At 31.2% G+C, this 19903-nt stretch carries 19 protein-coding genes; 13 read left to right on the top strand and 6 right to left on the bottom strand.

Features of this window, described 5'->3' with window-relative positions:
• Positions 1 to 217: 217 nt before the first annotated feature.
• Genes L3J35_03355 through L3J35_03345 form a run of 3 tightly spaced genes read left to right on the top strand, consistent with a single transcriptional unit; the run spans position 218 to position 2457 of the window.
• Positions 218 to 1327: a hypothetical protein gene (locus L3J35_03355; GenBank protein ID MCF6365218.1), complete on the top strand. Its 1110-nt coding sequence runs from the start codon at positions 218 to 220 to the stop codon at positions 1325 to 1327.
• 16 nt (positions 1328 to 1343) lie between these two features.
• Positions 1344 to 2114 (top strand): hypothetical protein, encoded by a 771-nt coding sequence (locus tag L3J35_03350; protein ID MCF6365217.1) that lies wholly within the window; start codon positions 1344 to 1346, stop codon positions 2112 to 2114.
• A gap of 25 nt (positions 2115 to 2139) precedes the next feature.
• Positions 2140 to 2457, top strand: a complete 318-nt coding sequence (locus L3J35_03345) for a hypothetical protein (protein MCF6365216.1) — start codon at positions 2140 to 2142, stop codon at positions 2455 to 2457.
• A gap of 450 nt (positions 2458 to 2907) precedes the next feature.
• Here L3J35_03345 and L3J35_03340 read toward each other — a convergent pair whose 3' ends face one another.
• Complete coding sequence (locus tag L3J35_03340) at positions 2908 to 3324, bottom strand: TM2 domain-containing protein (GenBank protein MCF6365215.1); 417 nt, start codon at positions 3322 to 3324, stop codon at positions 2908 to 2910.
• A 360-nt stretch (positions 3325 to 3684) separates the two neighbouring features.
• Here L3J35_03340 and L3J35_03335 point away from each other — a divergent pair, with 360 nt between their 5' ends.
• From L3J35_03335 to moaC, 4 genes are read left to right on the top strand one after another with little or no spacing between them, the layout of a single operon-like run.
• On the top strand, positions 3685 to 4065 hold the full coding sequence (locus L3J35_03335) for a LysR family transcriptional regulator (GenBank protein ID MCF6365214.1): 381 nt from the start codon (positions 3685 to 3687) through the stop codon (positions 4063 to 4065).
• Between the two features lie 39 nt (positions 4066 to 4104).
• Positions 4105 to 5274: a molybdopterin molybdotransferase MoeA gene (locus tag L3J35_03330; GenBank protein ID MCF6365213.1), complete on the top strand. Its 1170-nt coding sequence runs from the start codon at positions 4105 to 4107 to the stop codon at positions 5272 to 5274.
• Positions 5258 to 6058, top strand: a complete 801-nt coding sequence (locus L3J35_03325; GenBank protein ID MCF6365212.1) for a radical SAM protein — start codon at positions 5258 to 5260, stop codon at positions 6056 to 6058. The genes L3J35_03330 and L3J35_03325 overlap by 17 nt, the downstream gene beginning before the upstream one ends.
• Positions 6059 to 6091: 33 nt before the next feature.
• Positions 6092 to 6547, top strand: a complete 456-nt coding sequence (moaC, locus tag L3J35_03320) for a cyclic pyranopterin monophosphate synthase MoaC (GenBank protein MCF6365211.1) — start codon at positions 6092 to 6094, stop codon at positions 6545 to 6547.
• A gap of 48 nt (positions 6548 to 6595) precedes the next feature.
• Here the strand turns inward: moaC and L3J35_03315 are convergent, their stop codons facing one another.
• On the bottom strand, positions 6596 to 6997 hold the full coding sequence (locus L3J35_03315) for a hypothetical protein (protein MCF6365210.1): 402 nt from the start codon (positions 6995 to 6997) through the stop codon (positions 6596 to 6598).
• Positions 6998 to 7118: 121 nt separating this feature from the next.
• On the bottom strand, positions 7119 to 8051 hold the full coding sequence (locus L3J35_03310; GenBank protein MCF6365209.1) for a hypothetical protein: 933 nt from the start codon (positions 8049 to 8051) through the stop codon (positions 7119 to 7121).
• A 141-nt stretch (positions 8052 to 8192) separates the two neighbouring features.
• Here L3J35_03310 and L3J35_03305 point away from each other — a divergent pair, with 141 nt between their 5' ends.
• Both L3J35_03305 and L3J35_03300 read left to right on the top strand, forming a co-directional pair.
• Positions 8193 to 8660, top strand: coding sequence for a hypothetical protein (locus tag L3J35_03305; protein MCF6365208.1), 468 nt, complete (start codon positions 8193 to 8195; stop codon positions 8658 to 8660).
• A gap of 59 nt (positions 8661 to 8719) precedes the next feature.
• On the top strand, positions 8720 to 9637 hold the full coding sequence (locus tag L3J35_03300; protein ID MCF6365207.1) for a molybdopterin-binding protein: 918 nt from the start codon (positions 8720 to 8722) through the stop codon (positions 9635 to 9637).
• A 33-nt stretch (positions 9638 to 9670) separates the two neighbouring features.
• Here the strand turns inward: L3J35_03300 and L3J35_03295 are convergent, their stop codons facing one another.
• Complete coding sequence (locus L3J35_03295) at positions 9671 to 10882, bottom strand: CapA family protein (protein ID MCF6365206.1); 1212 nt, start codon at positions 10880 to 10882, stop codon at positions 9671 to 9673.
• Between the two features lie 78 nt (positions 10883 to 10960).
• Here L3J35_03295 and L3J35_03290 point away from each other — a divergent pair, with 78 nt between their 5' ends.
• Genes L3J35_03290 through L3J35_03280 form a run of 3 tightly spaced genes read left to right on the top strand, consistent with a single transcriptional unit; the run spans position 10961 to position 13066 of the window.
• On the top strand, positions 10961 to 11230 hold the full coding sequence (locus tag L3J35_03290; protein ID MCF6365205.1) for a HypC/HybG/HupF family hydrogenase formation chaperone: 270 nt from the start codon (positions 10961 to 10963) through the stop codon (positions 11228 to 11230).
• A 1-nt stretch (position 11231) separates the two neighbouring features.
• Positions 11232 to 12314, top strand: coding sequence for a hydrogenase formation protein HypD (hypD, locus tag L3J35_03285; protein ID MCF6365204.1), 1083 nt, complete (start codon positions 11232 to 11234; stop codon positions 12312 to 12314).
• Positions 12315 to 12319: 5 nt separating this feature from the next.
• The gene (locus tag L3J35_03280; protein ID MCF6365203.1) at positions 12320 to 13066 is read left to right on the top strand and encodes a sulfite exporter TauE/SafE family protein; all 747 of its coding nucleotides are present in this window, start codon (positions 12320 to 12322) and stop codon (positions 13064 to 13066) included.
• 1 nt (position 13067) lies between these two features.
• On the opposite strand, the gene L3J35_03275 is transcribed toward L3J35_03280, so the two are convergent.
• Both L3J35_03275 and L3J35_03270 read right to left on the bottom strand, forming a co-directional pair.
• Positions 13068 to 14036 (bottom strand): endo alpha-1,4 polygalactosaminidase, encoded by a 969-nt coding sequence (locus L3J35_03275; GenBank protein ID MCF6365202.1) that lies wholly within the window; start codon positions 14034 to 14036, stop codon positions 13068 to 13070.
• A gap of 61 nt (positions 14037 to 14097) precedes the next feature.
• Positions 14098 to 17355: a hypothetical protein gene (locus L3J35_03270; GenBank protein MCF6365201.1), complete on the bottom strand. Its 3258-nt coding sequence runs from the start codon at positions 17353 to 17355 to the stop codon at positions 14098 to 14100.
• 226 nt (positions 17356 to 17581) lie between these two features.
• On the opposite strand from L3J35_03270, the gene L3J35_03265 reads away from it, so the two are divergent.
• Positions 17582 to 19831: a tetratricopeptide repeat protein gene (locus L3J35_03265; protein MCF6365200.1), complete on the top strand. Its 2250-nt coding sequence runs from the start codon at positions 17582 to 17584 to the stop codon at positions 19829 to 19831.
• Positions 19832 to 19903: the final 72 nt, after the last annotated feature.

Below are 19903 nucleotides of genomic sequence, written 5' to 3'. Positions count from 1 at the left end.
GAAAGTTTATCAAATAAAATCAGCGATATTAATAGCTTGTATAATTTGTTCCACATTAACAATTTACAATCAAACTAAAAACTTTTTTTCATTATTTCGAGCATTTTTTTAACTTCGTAAAGTAGAATTAAAGACAGAAGAAAAAATAAAAGCAATAATTGATTATATTTATGATGAAGAAGAGTCATTACCTTTAAGGGTGTTTGCTGTAAATGATTTGAAGGCAATATACAAAGGATATGGTGTATTCTATTATTCATATATTAAAAAGATATGGATTGACTTATATAAAGATACAAATCTTAAAGAAAAGCTTAGATATGAAGCTATAAGAATGATTGGTAGTTGGAATAAGGAATCAAGACTTTCAATAAACCCAATTTCAAGAGAAAACATTGATAGTTATTTTATGCCACTTTGGGAAAACGGAATAAAATTTTGTGACTCAATGATAAACAAATACGAAACAATAATCTATGGTTATCCTGCAATAAAAGATACTATTTCACTTTCAAACAGTGATAATTTATTCTTTTCCGGAAAAATAAAAAAAGCATCTAAAAATAAATTAATTATAAAAAAACTTAAAATATTTGAAGGAAAGTATTCAGAAGAAGAAATTACATTAAAAACAGATATTGACACAATATTTAATAAAGAAATAACAGGAAGAAATGTTTTAATAAATGCAACTTTAATTAATAATAAATACATTTTAGAACTTAAAACAAAAAATAAAGGTTTTTGTAAACCGCCTTTAACACCTGACGGTAATAATCTATTTTTTATTAATGATACTAACCTTTATGAAAATGATATAAAAATAAAGACTAAAGAATTTATGAATATAATTGCTGAATATTATTCAGGTCTAAATTCAGATATTGAAAACAAAGAAAAGTATTTAATAAAGAATATTACAAAAGGAAAATATTTGTTTCTACGTCAAAGAAGCCTTTGGGAGTTTTCAGATTTATCAGTACAATATGATTCTTTATGTTGGGATTATAATAAAAAATATAACCTTTTAGATTCTTTAAGCAAAAAGTTTGGAAGATATAAATCACCTCCGTTAACTGTTATTGCTACTGCTGATTTGCTTTTAACCAAAAGTTTTAATCAAAACTATTCATCAAAATACAATACAAATGTTTATGAATTAGATTATCATAGGAATTTAACACAATTGCAAAAATTGGAAGGTTTCCTTATTTCAAAAAATAAATTCGCTCAACAGTATGCAATAATGCGTTTTCAAGATTTAATAAAATATTATGCTGATTTAAAGAAAATATTAAATAGTAAAATTGAAAAGTATGATAATTAATATAAAACTTTATTTTATGAAAATATATTTATTAATAATACTGTCATTAATAACAAGTAATATTTTTGCACAGAAAACATTAAAAAGCATTTATGAAATAAAACATTATCAATATCCGGATTCTGTTACTAGCATTATTATATATAGTAATTTAAAAAACAATACAGATGATTTCTCTGAAAACTTTGTAAAATTTAAGAATCTGAAAACATTATATATTTCTAAATTTAATTTAAAAAAAGTTGAATTAAGAGAACTCAATAAACTTGAAAACATCAAATTAAATAATTGTAACTTAAGCATAATTCCTAAATCAATTTTTACACTTAATAGTTTAAAAAAGTTAGAATTAAAAAATAATAATATTAAAGAAATATCTCAAGAAATTAAAGAATTGAAAAAACTTAAAGATTTAAATTTGTCATCTAATCAAATTTCATGTATTCATAGGAATATATCAAAATTAAAAAATCTGAAGAGGTTAAAATTAGATAATAATAACCTTACTGAACTTCCGGATGAGCTGTTCAAACTAATAAATTTAAATGATTTGATTTTAGCAAAAAATCCAATTAATGAAATTTCAAAAAAGACAGGAAAACTGATAAACTTGGAACAATTGGCAATAAGTGATACAAATATTTCAGATTTACCGGTGGAACTGAATGCATGCATAAACTTAAAGAGTATTTATATAAAAGGAACACCTTTGGCAAAAAATAATAAACGTATAAAAGAACTTGAAGAATTACTGAAAAAGAAATTAAGAATATATCCGGAAATGTAAATTTTACTATTTATTAAGAAAACAAATGCAAACCCAAACAAAAATAAAAATAAAAATCATAACAATACTGTTACTAATCCTGCAACTAACATTTTCAGCAACAGCACAAAAAATAAACAAAGCAGACACAAGCCAAACAGAAGAACCGAACCCAAAAATTCATGTATTGGCAAAAGTAAGCGATACAGAAATTGTATTACGTTGGGCTCCGGATAATCCTATTGCATGGCATTATGCCAACCAATACGGTTATACCATTGAGCGGCACACCCTAATCAGAGACGGCAAACAAGTTATTCCTGCCGATAAAAAAATAATTACAAAAAACATTAAGCCCTGCTAATCGAAGTTTGCAACTTCGATTTTTCATTATAGTCGTTTTCAACTACTATCCGTTGTAAAACGGACAGGTTACTTCCCAAATGTTTAACTAGGGCTTGCTGAAAAGCTCAGATGTGCGTCTATTTTGGATTTTGTGAGATGTAGATGTATATAAATACTTCAAATTGAACAAAATACAAAAGAGATGTGCAGTTGAGCAGCAAAAATTTGGTAGTTTTATTAAAATAAGTGCAAGGGTTTTAAAATGTTTCATTCAGAAACCTTGCACTTTATCGCAAAAATGCAAATATAAAGTATTGAATTACAACATATTTAGCGTTTTAAAGCAAGCCCTAAATAATGGTATGGCAGCTTTAATACTACTGCGTTTATTGTTTGTATCTTTAAAAATATTAAAGGCCTCTTGATGCAAAGCCCTTAATATTGTAGCATTCATTATATGTATTCTATATTAGTCTGTATATTCACCATTTTTTGGCTTTAACCCTTTAACAATAATCAAAATAAAATCAATTAAAGTCCATATTCCAAAAAACCCCAAAGTTAGCAACTGAATAACTCCTATTACGGGATAACCTAAATAAAACCTATGTATCCCTAAGGCTCCCAAAAAAAAGCACAAAAGTAATGCTGCAACCCAACTTTTATCATTACCTTCCTTTATATCTTTTATTCTTTTCTTGATTTTAACAAATCTTTGTTTTTTTATCTTATTAACAGTTGCAGGTTGTACAGAGCTTTGTGTTACTCCTGCTTGCGATAACTCAATATTCGAATTAACTTTGTTTATAACATAACTTTCAACGGAATATGCATTTATGTTTATAATAAACGCAAAAATAATTAATGTAATAATCTTTTTCATCATAAATAATTTTGTTTAACTCCGACCCAAAAGCTGTTAGAATTATAAATAAGAGGCGTGAGTCTGTAACTTGCCGGTATCAGAGGTATCACCAAACACCCACTTACCAAATAAGAACAGCCCACGCCAAACGTGAGCGTCTTACTTTTTTTCGGTGAGTTTTGAAATTGATGATTTCCTGATACCGGATAAAAGCTAACGCTGTTTTATATTTTATTACTTTATATTATGTCATATTATTTTAGAAATACAAACTAAAATTAAACAATAATTCAATTACACAAAAAAAACAGAAGAAAAATAATTGATTTCCTTTCACTATTAACCGATATGTTTATATTTGCATATTGAAAAATTCAAAAAATGGCAGGTTCAAAAGGTTCAAAATATTTCGATGTTTTTTTAAACTATAAGTTTTGGTTAAATACAAAAGCAGGTATCGAAATTCTTAACGAAAATACTATTAATATTTTAAAAGATATTGACAAAGAAGGTTCAATGCAAGCAGCAGCAGCAAAAAACAATGTAAGTTACAGAAAAGTATGGGGAGATATTAAAAAGGCAGAAGAAACTTTAAACTTCTGTATCACCGAAAAAAAACGCGGCGGAAAAGAGGGAGGAAAAACATTATTAACAACTGACGGGAAAAATATGTTAAAAGCATTTGCAGAACTCGAAGATGAATTTGACAAAGCAATTTATAATACGGCAAAAAAGTTTTTTCACAGTTTAAATAAAAAGTAGATGCAGTCCGGCGGGCTGTCTCAAAATAAAAAAACACACATGATAACATTTGAAGATGCTTATAAAATAGTAAAAAAGTCTGTAAAAGAAATCGGTACGGAAACAATACCTTTTTCAGAATCAGTAAATCGGGTTTTAGCCGAAGACGTAAAATCCGATATTGAAATGCCGCCTTTCGATAAATCGGCAGTTGACGGTTTTGCCTGCAAAGAAGAAGATTTAGATATGACTTTGGAAGTAATTGAAGTTGTGCAAGCAGGACAAACTCCTTCAAAAAAAGTTAAAACAGGACAATGTACACAAATTATGACAGGTGCTCCCGTTCCTAAAGGTGCAAATACGGTTGTAATGGTTGAACATACGAAAGTTGCGGGCAAGCAGGTTACAATCAAAAAAAAACAACCAAAAACAAATATAAGTTATCAGGCGGAAGATGTAATAGAAGGGCAAACAGTTCTTAAAAAAAGTATTATCATAAAGCCTCAACATATTGCAATATTCGCTTCGGTGGGTTATACAAATGTTCTTGTATATAAAAAAGTAAGAGTGGGAATAATATCAACCGGTGACGAATTGGTTGAACCGAATGAAAAACCCGGCATTTCAAAAATCAGAAACAGCAACGGTCACCAACTTATGGCACAAGTTGCAGCAACAGGAGCAACACCTGTTAACTACGGTATTGCAAAAGATACTTATGAAGATACCTTCAAAATTGTTACAAAAGCATTATCTGAAAATGATATTATTCTTTTAACCGGCGGTGTTTCGGTAGGTGAATTTGATTTTGTTCCTGAAGTTCTGAAAAAAGCCGGAATTAAAATTCTGTTTGACAGCATTGCGGTTACTCCCGGAAAGCCCACAACTTTCGGAAAATCAGACACAAAATTTTGTTTCGGTTTGCCCGGAAATCCGGTTTCATCTTTTGTTCAATTTGAATTATTAACAAAACCGTTTATATACGGAATGATGGGTTATGATTATAAAGCACCGGAAATAAAGCTTCCCGTTGCAAAAGATTATTCACGAAAAAGAACAAGCCGAAAAGCTTTTATTCCCGTTCATATAAAAAACGGAAAGGTTGAACGTGTTGAATATCACGGTTCAGCACATATTCATGCACTTTCGTCAGCAAACGGAATTATTTCTTTCCCGATAGGAAAAGAAACATTAAAAAAAGGAGAACTTGTTGATGTACGACAAATATAAAAGAAAGATAAATTACTTGCGGGTTTCCGTAACCGACAGATGCAATTTAAGATGCACCTACTGTATGCCTGCCGAAGGTGTTAAGTTGATGCAACATAAAGACATTTTAAGATTTCACGAAATTGTTGAAACAATTAAATATGCCGTAAGTTCGGGAGTTAATAAAATTCGTATAACCGGCGGTGAACCTCTCGTAAAAAAAGGAATTATTGATTTGGTGAAGATGATTGCCGAAATTGACGGCATTAAAGATTTCGGAATGACAACAAACGGTATTTTACTTGATAAATATGCACAAGATTTAGCTGATGCCGGTTTACACAGAGTAAATATCAGTTTAGATACCTTAGATTCTGAAAAATACAGAAAAATTACAAGAGTCGGAGATATTACAAAAGTTTATGCAGGAATTAAAGCTGCAAAAAAAGCCGGTTTAACACCTGTAAAAATAAATTGTGTTATTAAAAATTCTGTTAATGAACCCGATGCGATTGAAATTGCAAAATTTTGTAAAGAAAACGCTTTGCAAGTTCGTTTTATTAATGAAATGAATTTAGAAACAGGAAGTTTTTCGGCAGTAAAAGGCGGAACAGGAGGAAATTGCAGTATCTGCAACCGATTAAGACTTACTGCAAAAGGAGATATCTTACCATGTCTTTTCAGCGATGCAAGATACAACATAAGAGAACTCGGAATTGAAAAAGCATTTGAGAAAGCAATCTCAAACAAACCAAAAAGCGGACATATTGCCGTAAAATCAAAGTTTTATAATATCGGAGGATAAAATTAAAACTAACAATTGCCAGATAACAAAAAGATGCCAAAACTAAGTCACGTAGATAATTCAGGAAAAGCAAACATGGTTGATGTAGGTAGTAAGCCTAACCAAAAAAGAGTTGCAGTTGCCGAGGGTCATATAAAAATTTCCGAAGACGCAATAAAACTGATTAAAGAAAACAGCAATAAAAAAGGTGATGTTCTTACAATTTCAGAAATTGCAGGCATTATGGGCGGCAAAAAAACTTATGAACTTATTCCTCTTTGCCATCCTTTGCAAATAACAAAAATTGACGTGAAAGCAAACCTGAACAAAACAGGTGTAAAAGTTATTGCCGAAACAAGATGTATCGGTCAAACCGGAATAGAGATGGAAGCACTCACGGCAGTTTCCGTTGCATTACTGACAGTTTATGATATGTGCAAAGCTGTTGACAAAAATATGGTAATTGAAGAAATCACTTTGATGAAAAAAACGAAAGAAGATATTATGTAAAACTTTATCATACTAATAATGATACAGTTCTGCATTATGCGGTATTTCTTAAAAACTGTATAAATACCAATTTCCTTCCCTTTTTACAAGTACCATTACCTCTTTTTTATCTCCGTTAGGTCCGAAACTAAAAGGAAGTTCAGCATATTCTACTCCGTCATCTTTTTCGATATCAACTTCTCCGGTAATTTTTCCTTTTGAGAAATACTTTTTAAATTCTGAAATAAGTTCTTTATCCGCATTTTCTGCGGCAACTTCACAAATCATTTGTACATCTTTGTCTCCCTCTCCTTTCGGGTCACAAAAATCTTTCAGTAAAGCATAGTCTCCGGAATTTGCAGCACTAAATACAGCATTTAAGATACTCTCAGGTTTTGTTTGGTCAACTTCGGAACTCCCGCCGCAAGAAAAAAGAAAACCCGCAACTAAAATAATAATAAAATTTTTCATAAGTAATATTTTTAAATTTAATAATTTGAGGTCGAATATATCAATTTTCTTAGAATTTTTAAAAAATATTTGATAAAAATAATCGTCATGTATCCTTCGATAGCTGAAACAAAACAGAAGTTTAAAGTCTTTCGGATGTTTCTGCATTTAGCAAAGGCTTCCCTTTTTTAACACCCGAAACTTTACATTTTAAACTTTTAGGATTTATTCCGTCAATCAGCAAACTCTTTTCAGACATAAATTTCACATATTCTCCGAAAATATCCTTTACCGTAATATCATAATCTCCTGTAATCTTACTTTTTGCATCTTTTTCTTCTTTCACAAATTCAAACTCATAAGTTTTCCCTATTTCATAGTACGGATGCTTCGGTTCTAAAATATAATAGCCTTTTGAGCTGTATTTAATTATTGTACATTCAATTATTTGCCCCTTTTTTAAATTATGATGCCGGTAAAATTCACACTTTAAAAGATTAATATTGTTTTGTTCATCTGTTAAAATGTAATATTTTATATTATCTTTCAAAGTTTTAATGTCAGAAATCTTAAACTTATAATATTCTCCTTTATTAAAATCTACTTGTGATTTTTGATTTACAAGAGATAAATACAACTTTCCTTTTTTTATTCTTTCCACCTTGCAACTTAAATGTCTGCCGACCGTATACTCCTGAAAATCAGCACTTCCCAGCGTACAAGTTGCAACATTGCCTATATTATCAATAAACTTAATTGAAACAACACCCTTTCCTGTTCTGTCTTTTGTAATTTCGGCTTTATTAATCTTAAAATCATAAATTTTCCCTTCCTTATAAAAAGGATGCTCAGGTTCAAGGAATATTTTTCCGGAACAATTAATATGATCAACTCTGCAAATTATATCTTGTCCGATTTTGAAATTATAATTCTCATAAAAATCCGATTTCAACAATTGCTTTCTTCCGAATTCATCCTTCAAAACATAATAATTCTCATTTTCAGACAATTCAATATGCTTATTAATCTTAAATCGAATACTTTCCCCTTCTTTATAACTTATAGATTGTGCCACTTTTACGTTTAAAGTTTAAGCAAAAGTACAAAATCATTTAACAACATTTGATATACAACAAATATTCATTCTTTTTTGGATATGTTTTATATTACATATCGTATTTTTTCATATTTTTGCATAAATTTAATGAAATAAAGAATGCAATATAAAGGAACTGTTATTTCAGTCAATATATCAGAAAAAAAAGGTGTCATAAAATCACCTGTTAAAAATATAGTTCTCAATAACAAAGGAATTGAAAACGATGCACATGCAGGCGATTGGCACAGGCAAGTCAGTCTTCTTGCCGATGAAAGTATAAACCGTTTTAAAGGTGTTCTCGGCAGAGACATTGAATACGGCGAATTTGCCGAGAATATTACAACCAAAGGTTTGGTTCTTTTTGAAATGAAACCGGGCGATATTATTAAAATAGGAAAAGAAGTTGTTATGGAAGTAACGCAAATCGGCAAAAAATGCCACGGTGACGGTTGTGCAATATTTACAGCTGCCGGAAAATGCGTTATGCCGAAAGAAGGAATATTCTGTAAGGTTATAAAAGACGGAAATATTACCGTAAATGATAAAATAATATATTTACCTGCAAACAAAACAGAACTTCAATAAATTTAATTTTTAAAATTTCTTTAAGTAACTTTGTATTTAATATTTTTTAAATACGAAACATGAAAGAAATAAAAATACTTTCCGTAAACCTTAAAAACGAAAAAGGAATAAAACACCCGGTTAAAGAAATTGAATTTACTGAAAAAGGTATTAAAGGTGATGTTCATTCAACTGCAAATGGCAAAATAAGCATAATAGACAGCGACCATATTGAATTATTCAAAAAAATAACCGGCACAAAAGATATAAAATTCGGAGAATTTAAGGAAGACTTAACCGTTTCCGGAATCGGAAAAACTAAAATTATTCCTTTCGATAAATTTAAAATCGGAAATGCCGAGTTAGAAGTTACACAAATCGGGAAACCCTTTCATGATAAATTTAAAGAACTCGGAAATTATGTAATGCCTCGCACAGGAATTTTTTGCAGAATAAACAAAGCCGGAAAAGTAAAAGCCGGAGACATAATGCAATATATTCCTAAAACATATAAAGCTCTTATTATTACTTTAAGCGACCGAGCAAGCAAAGGAGTATATAAAGACAAAAGCGGTCCTGCTGTTTATATGCAATTAACCGACCTTTTCGACAAAAAAGAGCTTCCGCATAAAATTGAGACAAAAATAATTCCTGATGATGCAGATAAACTGAAAGAATTAATTAAACAGGCTGCAAAAGAAAAATACGATGTAATTATTACAACCGGAGGAACAGGAATAGGCAAAAGAGACATAACCGTTGAAACCGTTCAACCCATGCTCAATAAAGAAATTCCCGGAATAATGGAACATATTCGTTATAAATACGGTTCAATAAAACCAAATGCTCTTTTAAGCAGAGGTGTTGCAGGAACAATTGACGAAAGTTTGATATATACTCTTCCCGGCAGCATAAAAGCCGTCAACGAATATATGACCGAAATATTAAAAACCTTGCATCATTTATTTTATATGCTGCGTGGGGTTGATGTACATTAACACATTAAGCAATTAGTTTTACAGGTAATTGTTCTAATTTGTAGCATCTTGAAGAAAATTTAATTCAAGAACATTTTCATTCTCTTTACTTAAAAGAACACGAGAGTTTTTAATATATAATTTCATTTTTGCATAATCGGCAGGATTTTTAAAGAAATCTTTTTTATTTTCATAAAGTGATGCAGGTAAAATAAAAAAATCATAAATATTTCCTGTTCTCAGCTTTTTATATACCCAAGTTAAAATATAATTACTCGTATCAATAAATGTTTTTCCGTTTTCTTTTCTTAAAACTAATCTTGCCATAACACCTCCGTCAGTCTTTGTTTTTCTTTGATTCGAAACAAAATTGCCGAGCGAATATGCAACAAATTTTTCTTTAATGCTGTCATTTTCCGGCAAATACATCATTTTTTGAATTACGTGAGGATGTGAGCCTATAATAATATCAGCACCTTTCTTAAACAGAAAAGAAACTAAATCTTTTTGAGTTTTATTCGGGTAAGATTGATACTCACTTCCGAAATGAAGAACAATAATTAATTTATCTAAACTGTCTTTTTTTGCAGAATTAATATCTTTATGCATTACGGCAGTATCAATTAAATTAACAACAGCAGGCTCAGGAACGGGAATGCCGTTAGTACCGTAAGTATAATTCAAAATTCCTACTTTAATACTGTCTTTCTCTAAAATAATAAGATTTGTTGTGTCTCTTGCATCTTTATTTTTAAAAGTTCCTGTATGCGTTATTTCTAATGTATCTAAAACATCAATTGTTCTGTTTAATCCTTGTAAACGCCTGTCAACACAATGATTATTTGCTGTTACAAAAACATCAATCCCGGCTTTTTTACCGGCTTCCGCCAAAGCATCGGGCGAACTGAATTGAGGATAACCCTTATAAATAGGACCTGCCAAAGTAACTTCTAAATTTGCAATTGTAAAATCCGGTTCTGACATTACATCGTTTAAATAATAAAAAACCGTATCATAGTTATAAGTATTAGTTTTAATATTATATGCTGAACGAATTTGAGAGCCGTGCCCCATAACATCCCCGATAAATAATAATGACATTGTTTGAGGCTGTATCGAATCATTAAAATTATTTGATATTGTATCAGAAATATTAACTGTTGTATCTTTTTCAAAACTGACAGAATCAATTTGTGCATCAGAAAGCTTAATAAAAATAATGCTTAAAAATGTTATTAAAACAAGTCTATACATGATAATTCTCATATTTATATTTTTTAATATATTGCAACTTTGAATTGTCAAAAATAACATAAAATATCAATAATAAATATCCAATTAATTATGTGTTTAGCAGTACCCGGTAAAATAATATCAATTGATAAAAGCAATTCTGAATTTGTAACCGCAAAAGTAAGTTTCGGAGGAGCAATAAAAGAAATAAATATTCAATGGTTACCTGAGGCAAAAGTCGGCGATTATGTTATGGCTCATGTAGGAACGGCACTTGAAATAATTAGCACAGAAGAAGCCGAAGAAGCAATAAAAACTTCAAACGAGTTTGCCGAAATGCAAAAAGAAGAAGACGATAAATTCTCAAAAAAAGCAGAATAAGATGAAATACGTTGATGAGTTCAGAAATATCGAAACAGTAAAAAATCTTTCAAAAAAGATAAAAGCCGCAACAAAAAATAAATGGACAATTATGGAAATATGCGGCGGTCAAACGCATTCCATAATGAAATACGGATTGCAAGAATTTTTGCCCGAAGAAATTACACTTGTTCACGGTCCGGGTTGCCCTGTATGCGTAACTCCTTTGGAAATTATTGACAAGGCTCATTTTATTGCTCGAAAAGAAGATGTTATTTTTACCTCATTCGGTGATATGCTTCGAGTTCCCGGCTCCTCAACAGATTTATTAAAAATAAAAGCCGAAGGCGGTGATGTAAGAATTGTTTACTCTCCGCTTGATGCCGTTAATATTGCCGAAAAAAATCCTGACAAAAAAGTTGTTTTTCTTGCAGTGGGTTTTGAAACAACAGCACCGGCAAATGCAATGTCGGTTCTTGAAGCAAAAAGACGCAAACTTAACAACTATTTGATTTTAAGCTCTCATGTTTTGGTTCCGCCTGCAATGCATACAATATTATCTTCGCCCGACAATTTAATTCAAGGTTTTTTAGCCGCAGGGCATGTGTGTACAATTATGGGTTATGAAGAGTATATACCTATTGCCGAGCAATATAAAACCCCGATTGTTGTAACAGGTTTTGAACCCGTTGATATTTTAAAAGGAATTTTGGCAACCGTAAAACAATTAGAAAGCAAGAAATATATTGTTGAAAATGAATACAAAAGACTTGCAAGAAAAGAAGGTAATATTCCTGCACAAAAAACTATGTTTGAAATTTTTGAAATAACCGACAGAAGTTGGCGAGGTATCGGTGAAATTCCGAAAAGCGGTTTAAAAATTAAAGAAAAATATAAAGAATTTGATGCCGATAAAATATTCAAGTTGGAAAAATATAAAATTGAAGAGCCTAAAATTTGTATTTCAGGCGAAATTATGCAAGGATTAAAAAAACCTTCTCAATGTCCGGCATTCAGGAAAGAATGTAAACCCGAAAATCCGCTTGGTGCACCTATGGTTTCCAACGAAGGAGCATGCAATGCATATTTCAGATATAAAAAATAAAAAACATGTTAAATTTTATTTTACTGCACGGCAGCACAGGTTTAAGTTATTCCGAAATACCGATTTTGGCAGGTTTAGTAATGAGTATGATTCATGTAATTTCCGGGCCCGACCATCTTGCAGCCGTAACACCTTTAACAATCGACAGCAAAAAGAAATCATGGTCAATAGGTTTTTCTTGGGGCATAGGACACACACTCGGAATGCTTATTATCGGTATTATTTTTATTTTACTGAAAGAACAAATAAATATTGAAGCAATTTCCGAACACGGAGAAAAATTTGTAGGGTTTCTGTTAATTGCAATCGGTATTTTTGCTTTTTTAAGAATCAAAAAAAAACACGGGAGCAAACACAAACATAGTCATCCGCATACACATGACAATGAAGTACATATACATTCACACAAACACGGAGAAGAAGAAAAACATACCCACAAGCATAAAAGAAATCATAGGCAAAATGTATTAAGTGCATTAGGAATAGGAATTATACACGGTGTTGCAGGTGTTTCTCATTTAATTGCAATATTACCGACATTAGCATTGCCTTCAAAAATTGACTCAGTAATGTACTTAAGCGGTTTCGGTGCAGGAACTATTTTAGCAATGGTTGCATATTCCGTTACATTAGGAATAATTACACAAAAAACCGATGAAAAAAACAACAAAAAGCTCTCAATTTTTTTAAGAATCTTCGGAGGTTCGGCAGCTGTTATTGTGGGAATAATATGGATTATTATTGCATTTTAAACTATTCATAATACTCAAAAGCATCAATAATATCTAAATAAACACCATCGAATCCGGCATCAAGTATTTTTTTTAGATATGAGTTGCTGTTTCCGTAAATAATTGCTTGCCATTCGCTGTTCCAATACCAAACTTTATAGTTTCCTTTCCAATTAGGGTTTTCTTTATCCAACCATTCCGGTTTATCTTTATTCCATTCGTCTTTCCAATAATACCTGTAATCTTCGGCTTCACCTATGCTCATATATGAAATCACCAAACGTTTTCCTCCGTTTAATTTTGTTTTTAGAGAAGTGATTTCACTTACAGTAAATTCTTCTTCATTAAAGAAATAATCTATTAATACAAGGTCATAATTTGTTTGCGAAATTGCATTTATAAAATCTTGTTTTACTGAATAGCTCTCAGGATTAATAAGATACAGAAAATTTTTTGCGTCGGCAAGTATATTTATATCATCCGAATTTACATTGTAAGGCACTGCCGGATAATCCGGAATTACATTTAAATTTCTTTCGGATGCCGCAAAAGAAATAAACCCGAGATTATTATTTTGAGAATATGAGTCATCCATTTTTGAATGTGTATAGCAATAATCTGTTACCATAACCTTCACGCCTGCATTTTTTTCAATAAGAAGAAAAGTTTTTAAATAATTTTTATCTTCTTCCGAAGTTGCTCGGTCATCATTGTTGTAACCGTAAAATAAATCCTCTTGTCCTTGTCCGTCAACTGCATTTAAATATGTTGTTGCAGGGTTTCCGTTTTCATCTCCGTTTTCTGTTGCAAGTTCGTTTCCGTTTTGCGGAATAATAATAAAATCGGGATTTATATTCTTTGCATAAGAACTTATTCCTTGCACAAAGTTTCTCATTTCTTGTTTAAAATCAAGATTATCCGGAATATTGTTTCTTTTACAATTTACTGAAAACAATATAGGTGAAAATAAAATTATAAATATTTTTTTCATAATAAAAATTAAAAAGGGGTAACTGTTAAGCTACCCCAAATATATGAAATATTTATTAAAGTTATTTAAAATCCGGTATTCTTCCCGGTGACCAAGGGCTTCCTGCTGCATTTGCTCTTTTTTCAAGTAATTGTAATTTTTGGTCAAGAACTTTTACTTGTTTTATAAGTGAGCTTACACCTTTTCTTACAATAACTAAGTTATCTTTTAAAGTTTGTGTTGCATCAGAGCCGTGATAAGCACCGTAAGTTACCGCCGAAATTCTCCAGTTTAAATTCGGAGATTCATTTTCGTTCATTTTTTCAATTATTTCATCTCCCGAAAGCGTTCTCTTCATTTCTCTTAAATCTGCTATAATTTCATCAGCTCGCATAATATCCTCTTCGGTAGAACCGCCGCCGTTTATTAATGCTGTTCTTAATGCTTTTACATCCTCGCTCATAGCATCAACATATTTGGTTAAACCTACGGTTACGCCGTAAACTTCCGCCGCTTCTTTTTTAAACTTCTCTAATGCAATCGGGTCCTCAGCGGGTAAACTTAAATTATCAAGTCTTTTGAGATTAAAAATTTGTTGTTCGTCTAAAATTGTTTCAATTCCGTTAACAACTTTTGACATCATTACAAAATATTTACCCGGAGGAACAGGTATTCCGCCGGTTTGTTTATTATGCATAGGCGAACCGCCTTTTGTTACAGGATACATATTAAATCTTCGTAATCCCCAATTAAATCTTTTTAAACCGGGAGAAGCACTTCTTTTAATTCTGCGAACAATTTCACCTTCTTCATTCCTAATCGTAAACATCAAATATGGTTTAATTTCATCTGCTTCCTCTCTTAAAACGTCAAATGAAGGAAAATTAATTTCAGCATTACTTTCTTTTGCTTTTTTCTCAGCTTCTAATCTGTAATCTTTTTTTGTTTTAATTTTATCTTTGATATAATATGTGAAAGTTACGCCGTATTCAGGATTTTTTCCGCTGTAAACTGTTGCTCCCTGTCCGTATTTTTTTGAAGTTTGAGAATAAATAAGTCCGTCTTTAACAGGAAATAAAATATTATCTTTTTTTAATGTCTTGTCCGTAATCTTTCTTAAGAGAGAAAAGTCATCTAAAATATAAAAACCTCTTCCGAATGTAGCCAGAACCAAATCATCTTCATCTTTTTGAATTTTCATATCTCTTATTGCTATAGTCGGGATTCCTGATTTAAGCTGTATCCATTTACCGCCTCCGTTAACGGAAAAATAAATTCCGAACTCTGTTCCCGCAAATAATAATTGAGGTTCAACAGGGTCTTCAATAATTGAATAAACTGTACCTCTTTCGGGCAAATCAGTTACAATTTCAAACCATGTTTTCCCTTTATTCATACTTTTCATTAAATACGGCTTTAAATCGTTATTTTTTCTGCCGTCAAAAGTAGCATATACAACATTTTCATCATGTTGCGATGCAAATAAACAACTTACATAAGTCATTTCGGGAACATTTTTAATTTTTTCAATTTTTCGCCAATTTGCTCCTCCGTCTTCGGTAATTTGAATTAAACCGTCATCGGTTCCGACATATAATAAGTTTTCATTAACAGGAGATTCGTCAAAAGCTACAATATTACCGAAAATTGATGTTGAAGAATTTTTTGCCACCGCATCAATTGGTTGAACAATACCCATTACTTTTAATTCATTACGGTTAAGCTGTCGAGTTAAATCAGGGCTTATTACTTTCCAAGAATTTCCTCTGTCATCACTTCTGAATAATTTATTTGCTGCAAAATATAAACGCTTATTATCAAAATTACTTATTTTAAAAGGTGCATTCCAATTCCAGCGATAAGCTTCGCCTTCGGGCGGTAAAGGTTGTATATAAACTCTTTCTCCGCTTTTTTTATCATACCTGACCATTCCTCCGTATTGCGATTCGGAATACATAATGTTCGGATTTTTTGTATCAAAAGCCGAAAAGAAACCGTCGCCGCCCTGAGTAACTTTCCAGTCTCCGACAAAAATTCCGTCTCTGCAAATTGTTTGCGAAGGACCTACCATGCTGTTATTATCCTGTGTTCCTCCGGCAACATTATAAAATGGTTTTGAATTATCAACAGCAACTCTGTAATATTGTATAACAGGAAGATTCGGAGCATGCCTCCAATTCGCTCCCATGTCAAATGTTTCATAAATGCCTCCGTCACCGCCTATTATAAGGTGTTCAGTATTATTCGGATCTATCCATAAAGCATGATCGTCAACATGTCGATTTGAGAGTCCGAACTTTGTCCATGTTTTTCCGCCGTCGGTCGAATATCTGCTTTGTGTATCCATTGAATATACTTTATCAGGGTTAACAGGGTCACAATATATTCTGTTGTAATATTGCGGACTTGTAGAAACATACGAATTCATTTTAGACCATGTTTCTCCTCTGTTTGTCGTTCTGTAGAATCCTCCCGAGCCGTTTGTTCCTTCAATTATTGCATAAACATAATCCGGATTAACGGGAGAAATTGCTAAACCAATTCTTCCTACTAAACCTCCGGGTAGTCCTCCTCCTAATTTGTTCCATGTTTTACCGGCATCTTCAGATTTGTAAATTGCCGACTCAGGTCCTCCGTTTATTAATGTAAAAACACGACGTCTTCTTTGGTATGAAGACGCATATAATACATCAGGATTTTTAGGATTAATAACAATATCATTAAAACCTGTATTTTCACTGATTGTAAATAATGTATCCCAAGTTTTACCCATATCTGATGTTTTAAATATTCCTCGTTCACCTCCCGGTCCCCACAAAGGTCCTTGTGCTGCGATATAAACATCAGAGTTTCTCGGGTCAATTGCAATTCTTCCGATATGCTCAGTATTTTTTAAGCCTACATTTTTAAATGATTTTCCTCCGTTTTTAGAAAGATAAATACCGTCTCCGTAGCCGATTGCCCTTTGACTGTTATATTCTCCTGTTCCTACCCAAACAACATTTGTATTATTGGGATCAATTTCAACATCTGCAATTGAATATGAACCGTAATTATCAAAAATAGGGCTAAAAGTCGTGCCTGCATTATTTGTTTTCCAAACATTTCCTGCTGCAACTGCAACATAAAATTCAGAATGATTATCGGGATTTACTGCAAAATCTGCAACTCTGCCCGATGCATAAGCCGGACCGATGCTTCTAAATTTAAAAGCTGAAAACGTTGATGATTTCATTAAAGATGTCTCATCTGATTTATTCTGGGAGATAACTTCAAAAGCAGGAAATAAAAGCAAAATTGCAATTATTCCGGTAATAGAAAATTTAAATAATTTATTCATAGTTATTAATATTAGATATTTTTACTAATTTAGATAGAATTTAATTCACTTATTAACACATGATTACAATACAAGCATAAAAGTAAAGTATAATATATACAAAAGTCATGCAATAATTTTTTATTCAACTAATATATTGCTACTTAATATGCTTTTTATAACCTAATATTTAATTTATTAGTTTAATTTTTATAAATTTGTTAAATTAAAATTAAAATTATTTAATATGAATGCAATATTCTTTAAGAAATCAAACTTAACAATCTTATTTCTGTTATTTAATATATTTGTAATAACAGGGCAAATTGATTCGAAAACAGACAGTATTAAATCTGTTATCAGCACAATGCCCGATGATTCAACAAAAGTTAATGAATTAAATGATTTAGTATGGCAAATAAAAATTTCCGATTATGAAAATGCCGTTAAATACGGAAAAGAAAGCTATGAATTGGCAAAGAAAATTAACTATACAAAAGGTGTTGCGTATGCAACTAAGAACCTCGGTGCGGCTTATTTCTACAGAGCCGATTATGAAAATGCTTATCAATATTACCAAGAGAGTTTAGAAGCATTTAATAAAGCCGAAAATAAGAAAGGGATTGCTATTGCATTAAGAAATATAGGTAATGTTTTTTATCAAATAGGAGACTGGAAACAAGCACTGGATAATTACTTTAAAAGTCTGGCATTAAGAGAAGAAATCGGAGATAAAAAAGGAATTGCCGCAGTAAATGATGCTATTGGTTTGGTTTATGCTTCGTATAAACCGGAAGACTTTAATACTCCTGCCGAGTATCATAATAAAGCATTAGAAATAAATAGAGAATTAGAAAATGATTACGGCTTATCAACTTCCTATTTATATCTTGGAAGACTGTATTACGGAAAATTTATTCTTGATACTTTAAAAACTTCAGCTGATACTGCAATTTTATATTTGAACAAATGCAGGAAAATAAGTAAAAAAATGCAAAATATCAGATACCTAACAACTATTGATGATATTTTGGGACAAATTTATCTTGCCTCCGAACAATATGATTCTGCATACAATTATTTTAAAGGCAGTTTGGATTTGAAAGAACAAATAGGAAACGCATACGGTATTGTTAGTTCATATATATATTTATCTAATTACTACGGTAGTAACGGGAATTATATTAAAAGTGAAAAATATCTTAACGATGCTTTAGGTTTATCAAAAAAAATAAATTCGAGAAATCAAATAAAAGAAATTTACGGTTCGTTGGCAAACGTATATTATCAACTTGGTAATTATAAAAAATCAGCAAAAGTTTTACAAAAATATATCGGATTAAAAGATTCCCTCCAAAATGAAGAAAAAACAAAAGAAATGACCCAGCTTGCCATGCAGCATGAATTTGATAAAAAAGAAAAATTAAGGCAACTTGAAGAAAAGAAAAAAGCAGAATTGCAGGCGGAACAGGACAAAAGAGATAAACTGGTAAAATTGGCCTTGAGTGCCGGATTATTATTTATGCTTATTATAGCTTTTACAATGGTTCGTTCATATAAACGGAAGGTAAAAGCAAATCAAATACTTAAAGAAAAAAACAATGAAATTTCTCAAAAAAATGCTGTCCTAAATCAACAAAAAGAAGAAATACTGGCACAAGCCGAAAATTTACAGGAAGCATACGATAAAATAGAAAAACAACATCGTAATATTACCGACAGTATTATCTATGCTCAAAGAATTCAAGAAGCAGTTTTACCGCCGAAAGAATATTTCGATACTTTACTTGAAAATTATTTCATATTATATAAACCCAGAGATATTGTCAGCGGTGATTATTATTGGGCAAGAAAACATAATAACATAAAAATTATAATTGCAGCAGATTGTACAGGACACGGTGTTCCCGGTGCATTTATGAGCTTGTTGGCAATCTCTAATTTAAATGAAATAGTTAATCATCTGTTCCATAAATTTGAAAATAACATAAAAGCTTCAGAAATTTTAAATAGACTGAGAACTTCGATTAAAACAGCTTTAAGGCAAACCGGAAAAGACGGTGAATCAAAAGACGGAATGGATATGTCCGTTTGTGTTATTAACGAAGATAAAATGACAGCAACTGTTGCAGGAGCTCAAAACCCCGTATTACTTATAAGAAATAATGAGATTATTAAAATAAAAGGTGACAGAATGCCTGTAGGTATTCACTACGGAGAAGAAAAACCTTTTAGTGATACAGAAATAACATTAATAAAAGGGGATAAATTTTATATGCTTTCTGACGGATATATCGACCAGTTTGGCGGTGAAAAAAGCAGAAAATTTATGATACATAACCTTAAAAAACTTTTACTGGAAATTTATACCAAACCTATGCCGGAACAAAAAGAAATATTAAACAAAGTAATTAATGATTGGCAGAATAAACCCGACAAAACAGGGAATAGTTTCGAACAAATAGATGACATCCTGGTTATTGGATTTGAAATATAAATCTCGGTATTTTATCTAAAAAAAAAGAATGTCTAATATTTTTTTACGACATTCTTTTTTTTTTCGTATATT

It is taken from the genome of Bacteroidales bacterium, assembly GCA_021648725.1.
Lineage (GTDB): Bacteria > Bacteroidota > Bacteroidia > Bacteroidales > JAADGE01 > JAADGE01.
Note: the sequence above shows the minus strand (reverse complement) of the source record. Positions and strands in the feature narration are given on the sequence as shown.

Bases quoted from the DNA above. Each gene is read 5' to 3' on its own strand.
- L3J35_03270 (MCF6365201.1), bottom strand. From the start codon at position 17,355: ATGAATAAATTATTTAAATTTTCTATTACCGGAATAATTGCAATTTTG.
- L3J35_03330 (MCF6365213.1), top strand. From the start codon at position 4,105: ATGATAACATTTGAAGATGCTTATAAAATAGTAAAAAAGTCTGTAAAA.
- L3J35_03350 (MCF6365217.1), top strand. From the start codon at position 1,344: ATGAAAATATATTTATTAATAATACTGTCATTAATAACAAGTAATATT.
- L3J35_03295 (MCF6365206.1), bottom strand. From the start codon at position 10,882: ATGAGAATTATCATGTATAGACTTGTTTTAATAACATTTTTAAGCATT.
- moaC (MCF6365211.1), top strand. From the start codon at position 6,092: ATGCCAAAACTAAGTCACGTAGATAATTCAGGAAAAGCAAACATGGTT.
- hypD (MCF6365204.1), top strand. From the start codon at position 11,232: ATGAAATACGTTGATGAGTTCAGAAATATCGAAACAGTAAAAAATCTT.
- L3J35_03345 (MCF6365216.1), top strand. From the start codon at position 2,140: ATGCAAACCCAAACAAAAATAAAAATAAAAATCATAACAATACTGTTA.
- L3J35_03290 (MCF6365205.1), top strand. From the start codon at position 10,961: ATGTGTTTAGCAGTACCCGGTAAAATAATATCAATTGATAAAAGCAAT.
- L3J35_03325 (MCF6365212.1), top strand. From the start codon at position 5,258: ATGTACGACAAATATAAAAGAAAGATAAATTACTTGCGGGTTTCCGTA.
- L3J35_03335 (MCF6365214.1), top strand. From the start codon at position 3,685: ATGGCAGGTTCAAAAGGTTCAAAATATTTCGATGTTTTTTTAAACTAT.
- L3J35_03275 (MCF6365202.1), bottom strand. From the start codon at position 14,036: ATGAAAAAAATATTTATAATTTTATTTTCACCTATATTGTTTTCAGTA.
- L3J35_03300 (MCF6365207.1), top strand. From the start codon at position 8,720: ATGAAAGAAATAAAAATACTTTCCGTAAACCTTAAAAACGAAAAAGGA.
- L3J35_03315 (MCF6365210.1), bottom strand. From the start codon at position 6,997: ATGAAAAATTTTATTATTATTTTAGTTGCGGGTTTTCTTTTTTCTTGC.
- L3J35_03280 (MCF6365203.1), top strand. From the start codon at position 12,320: ATGTTAAATTTTATTTTACTGCACGGCAGCACAGGTTTAAGTTATTCC.
- L3J35_03340 (MCF6365215.1), bottom strand. From the start codon at position 3,324: ATGATGAAAAAGATTATTACATTAATTATTTTTGCGTTTATTATAAAC.
- L3J35_03305 (MCF6365208.1), top strand. From the start codon at position 8,193: ATGCAATATAAAGGAACTGTTATTTCAGTCAATATATCAGAAAAAAAA.
- L3J35_03265 (MCF6365200.1), top strand. From the start codon at position 17,582: ATGAATGCAATATTCTTTAAGAAATCAAACTTAACAATCTTATTTCTG.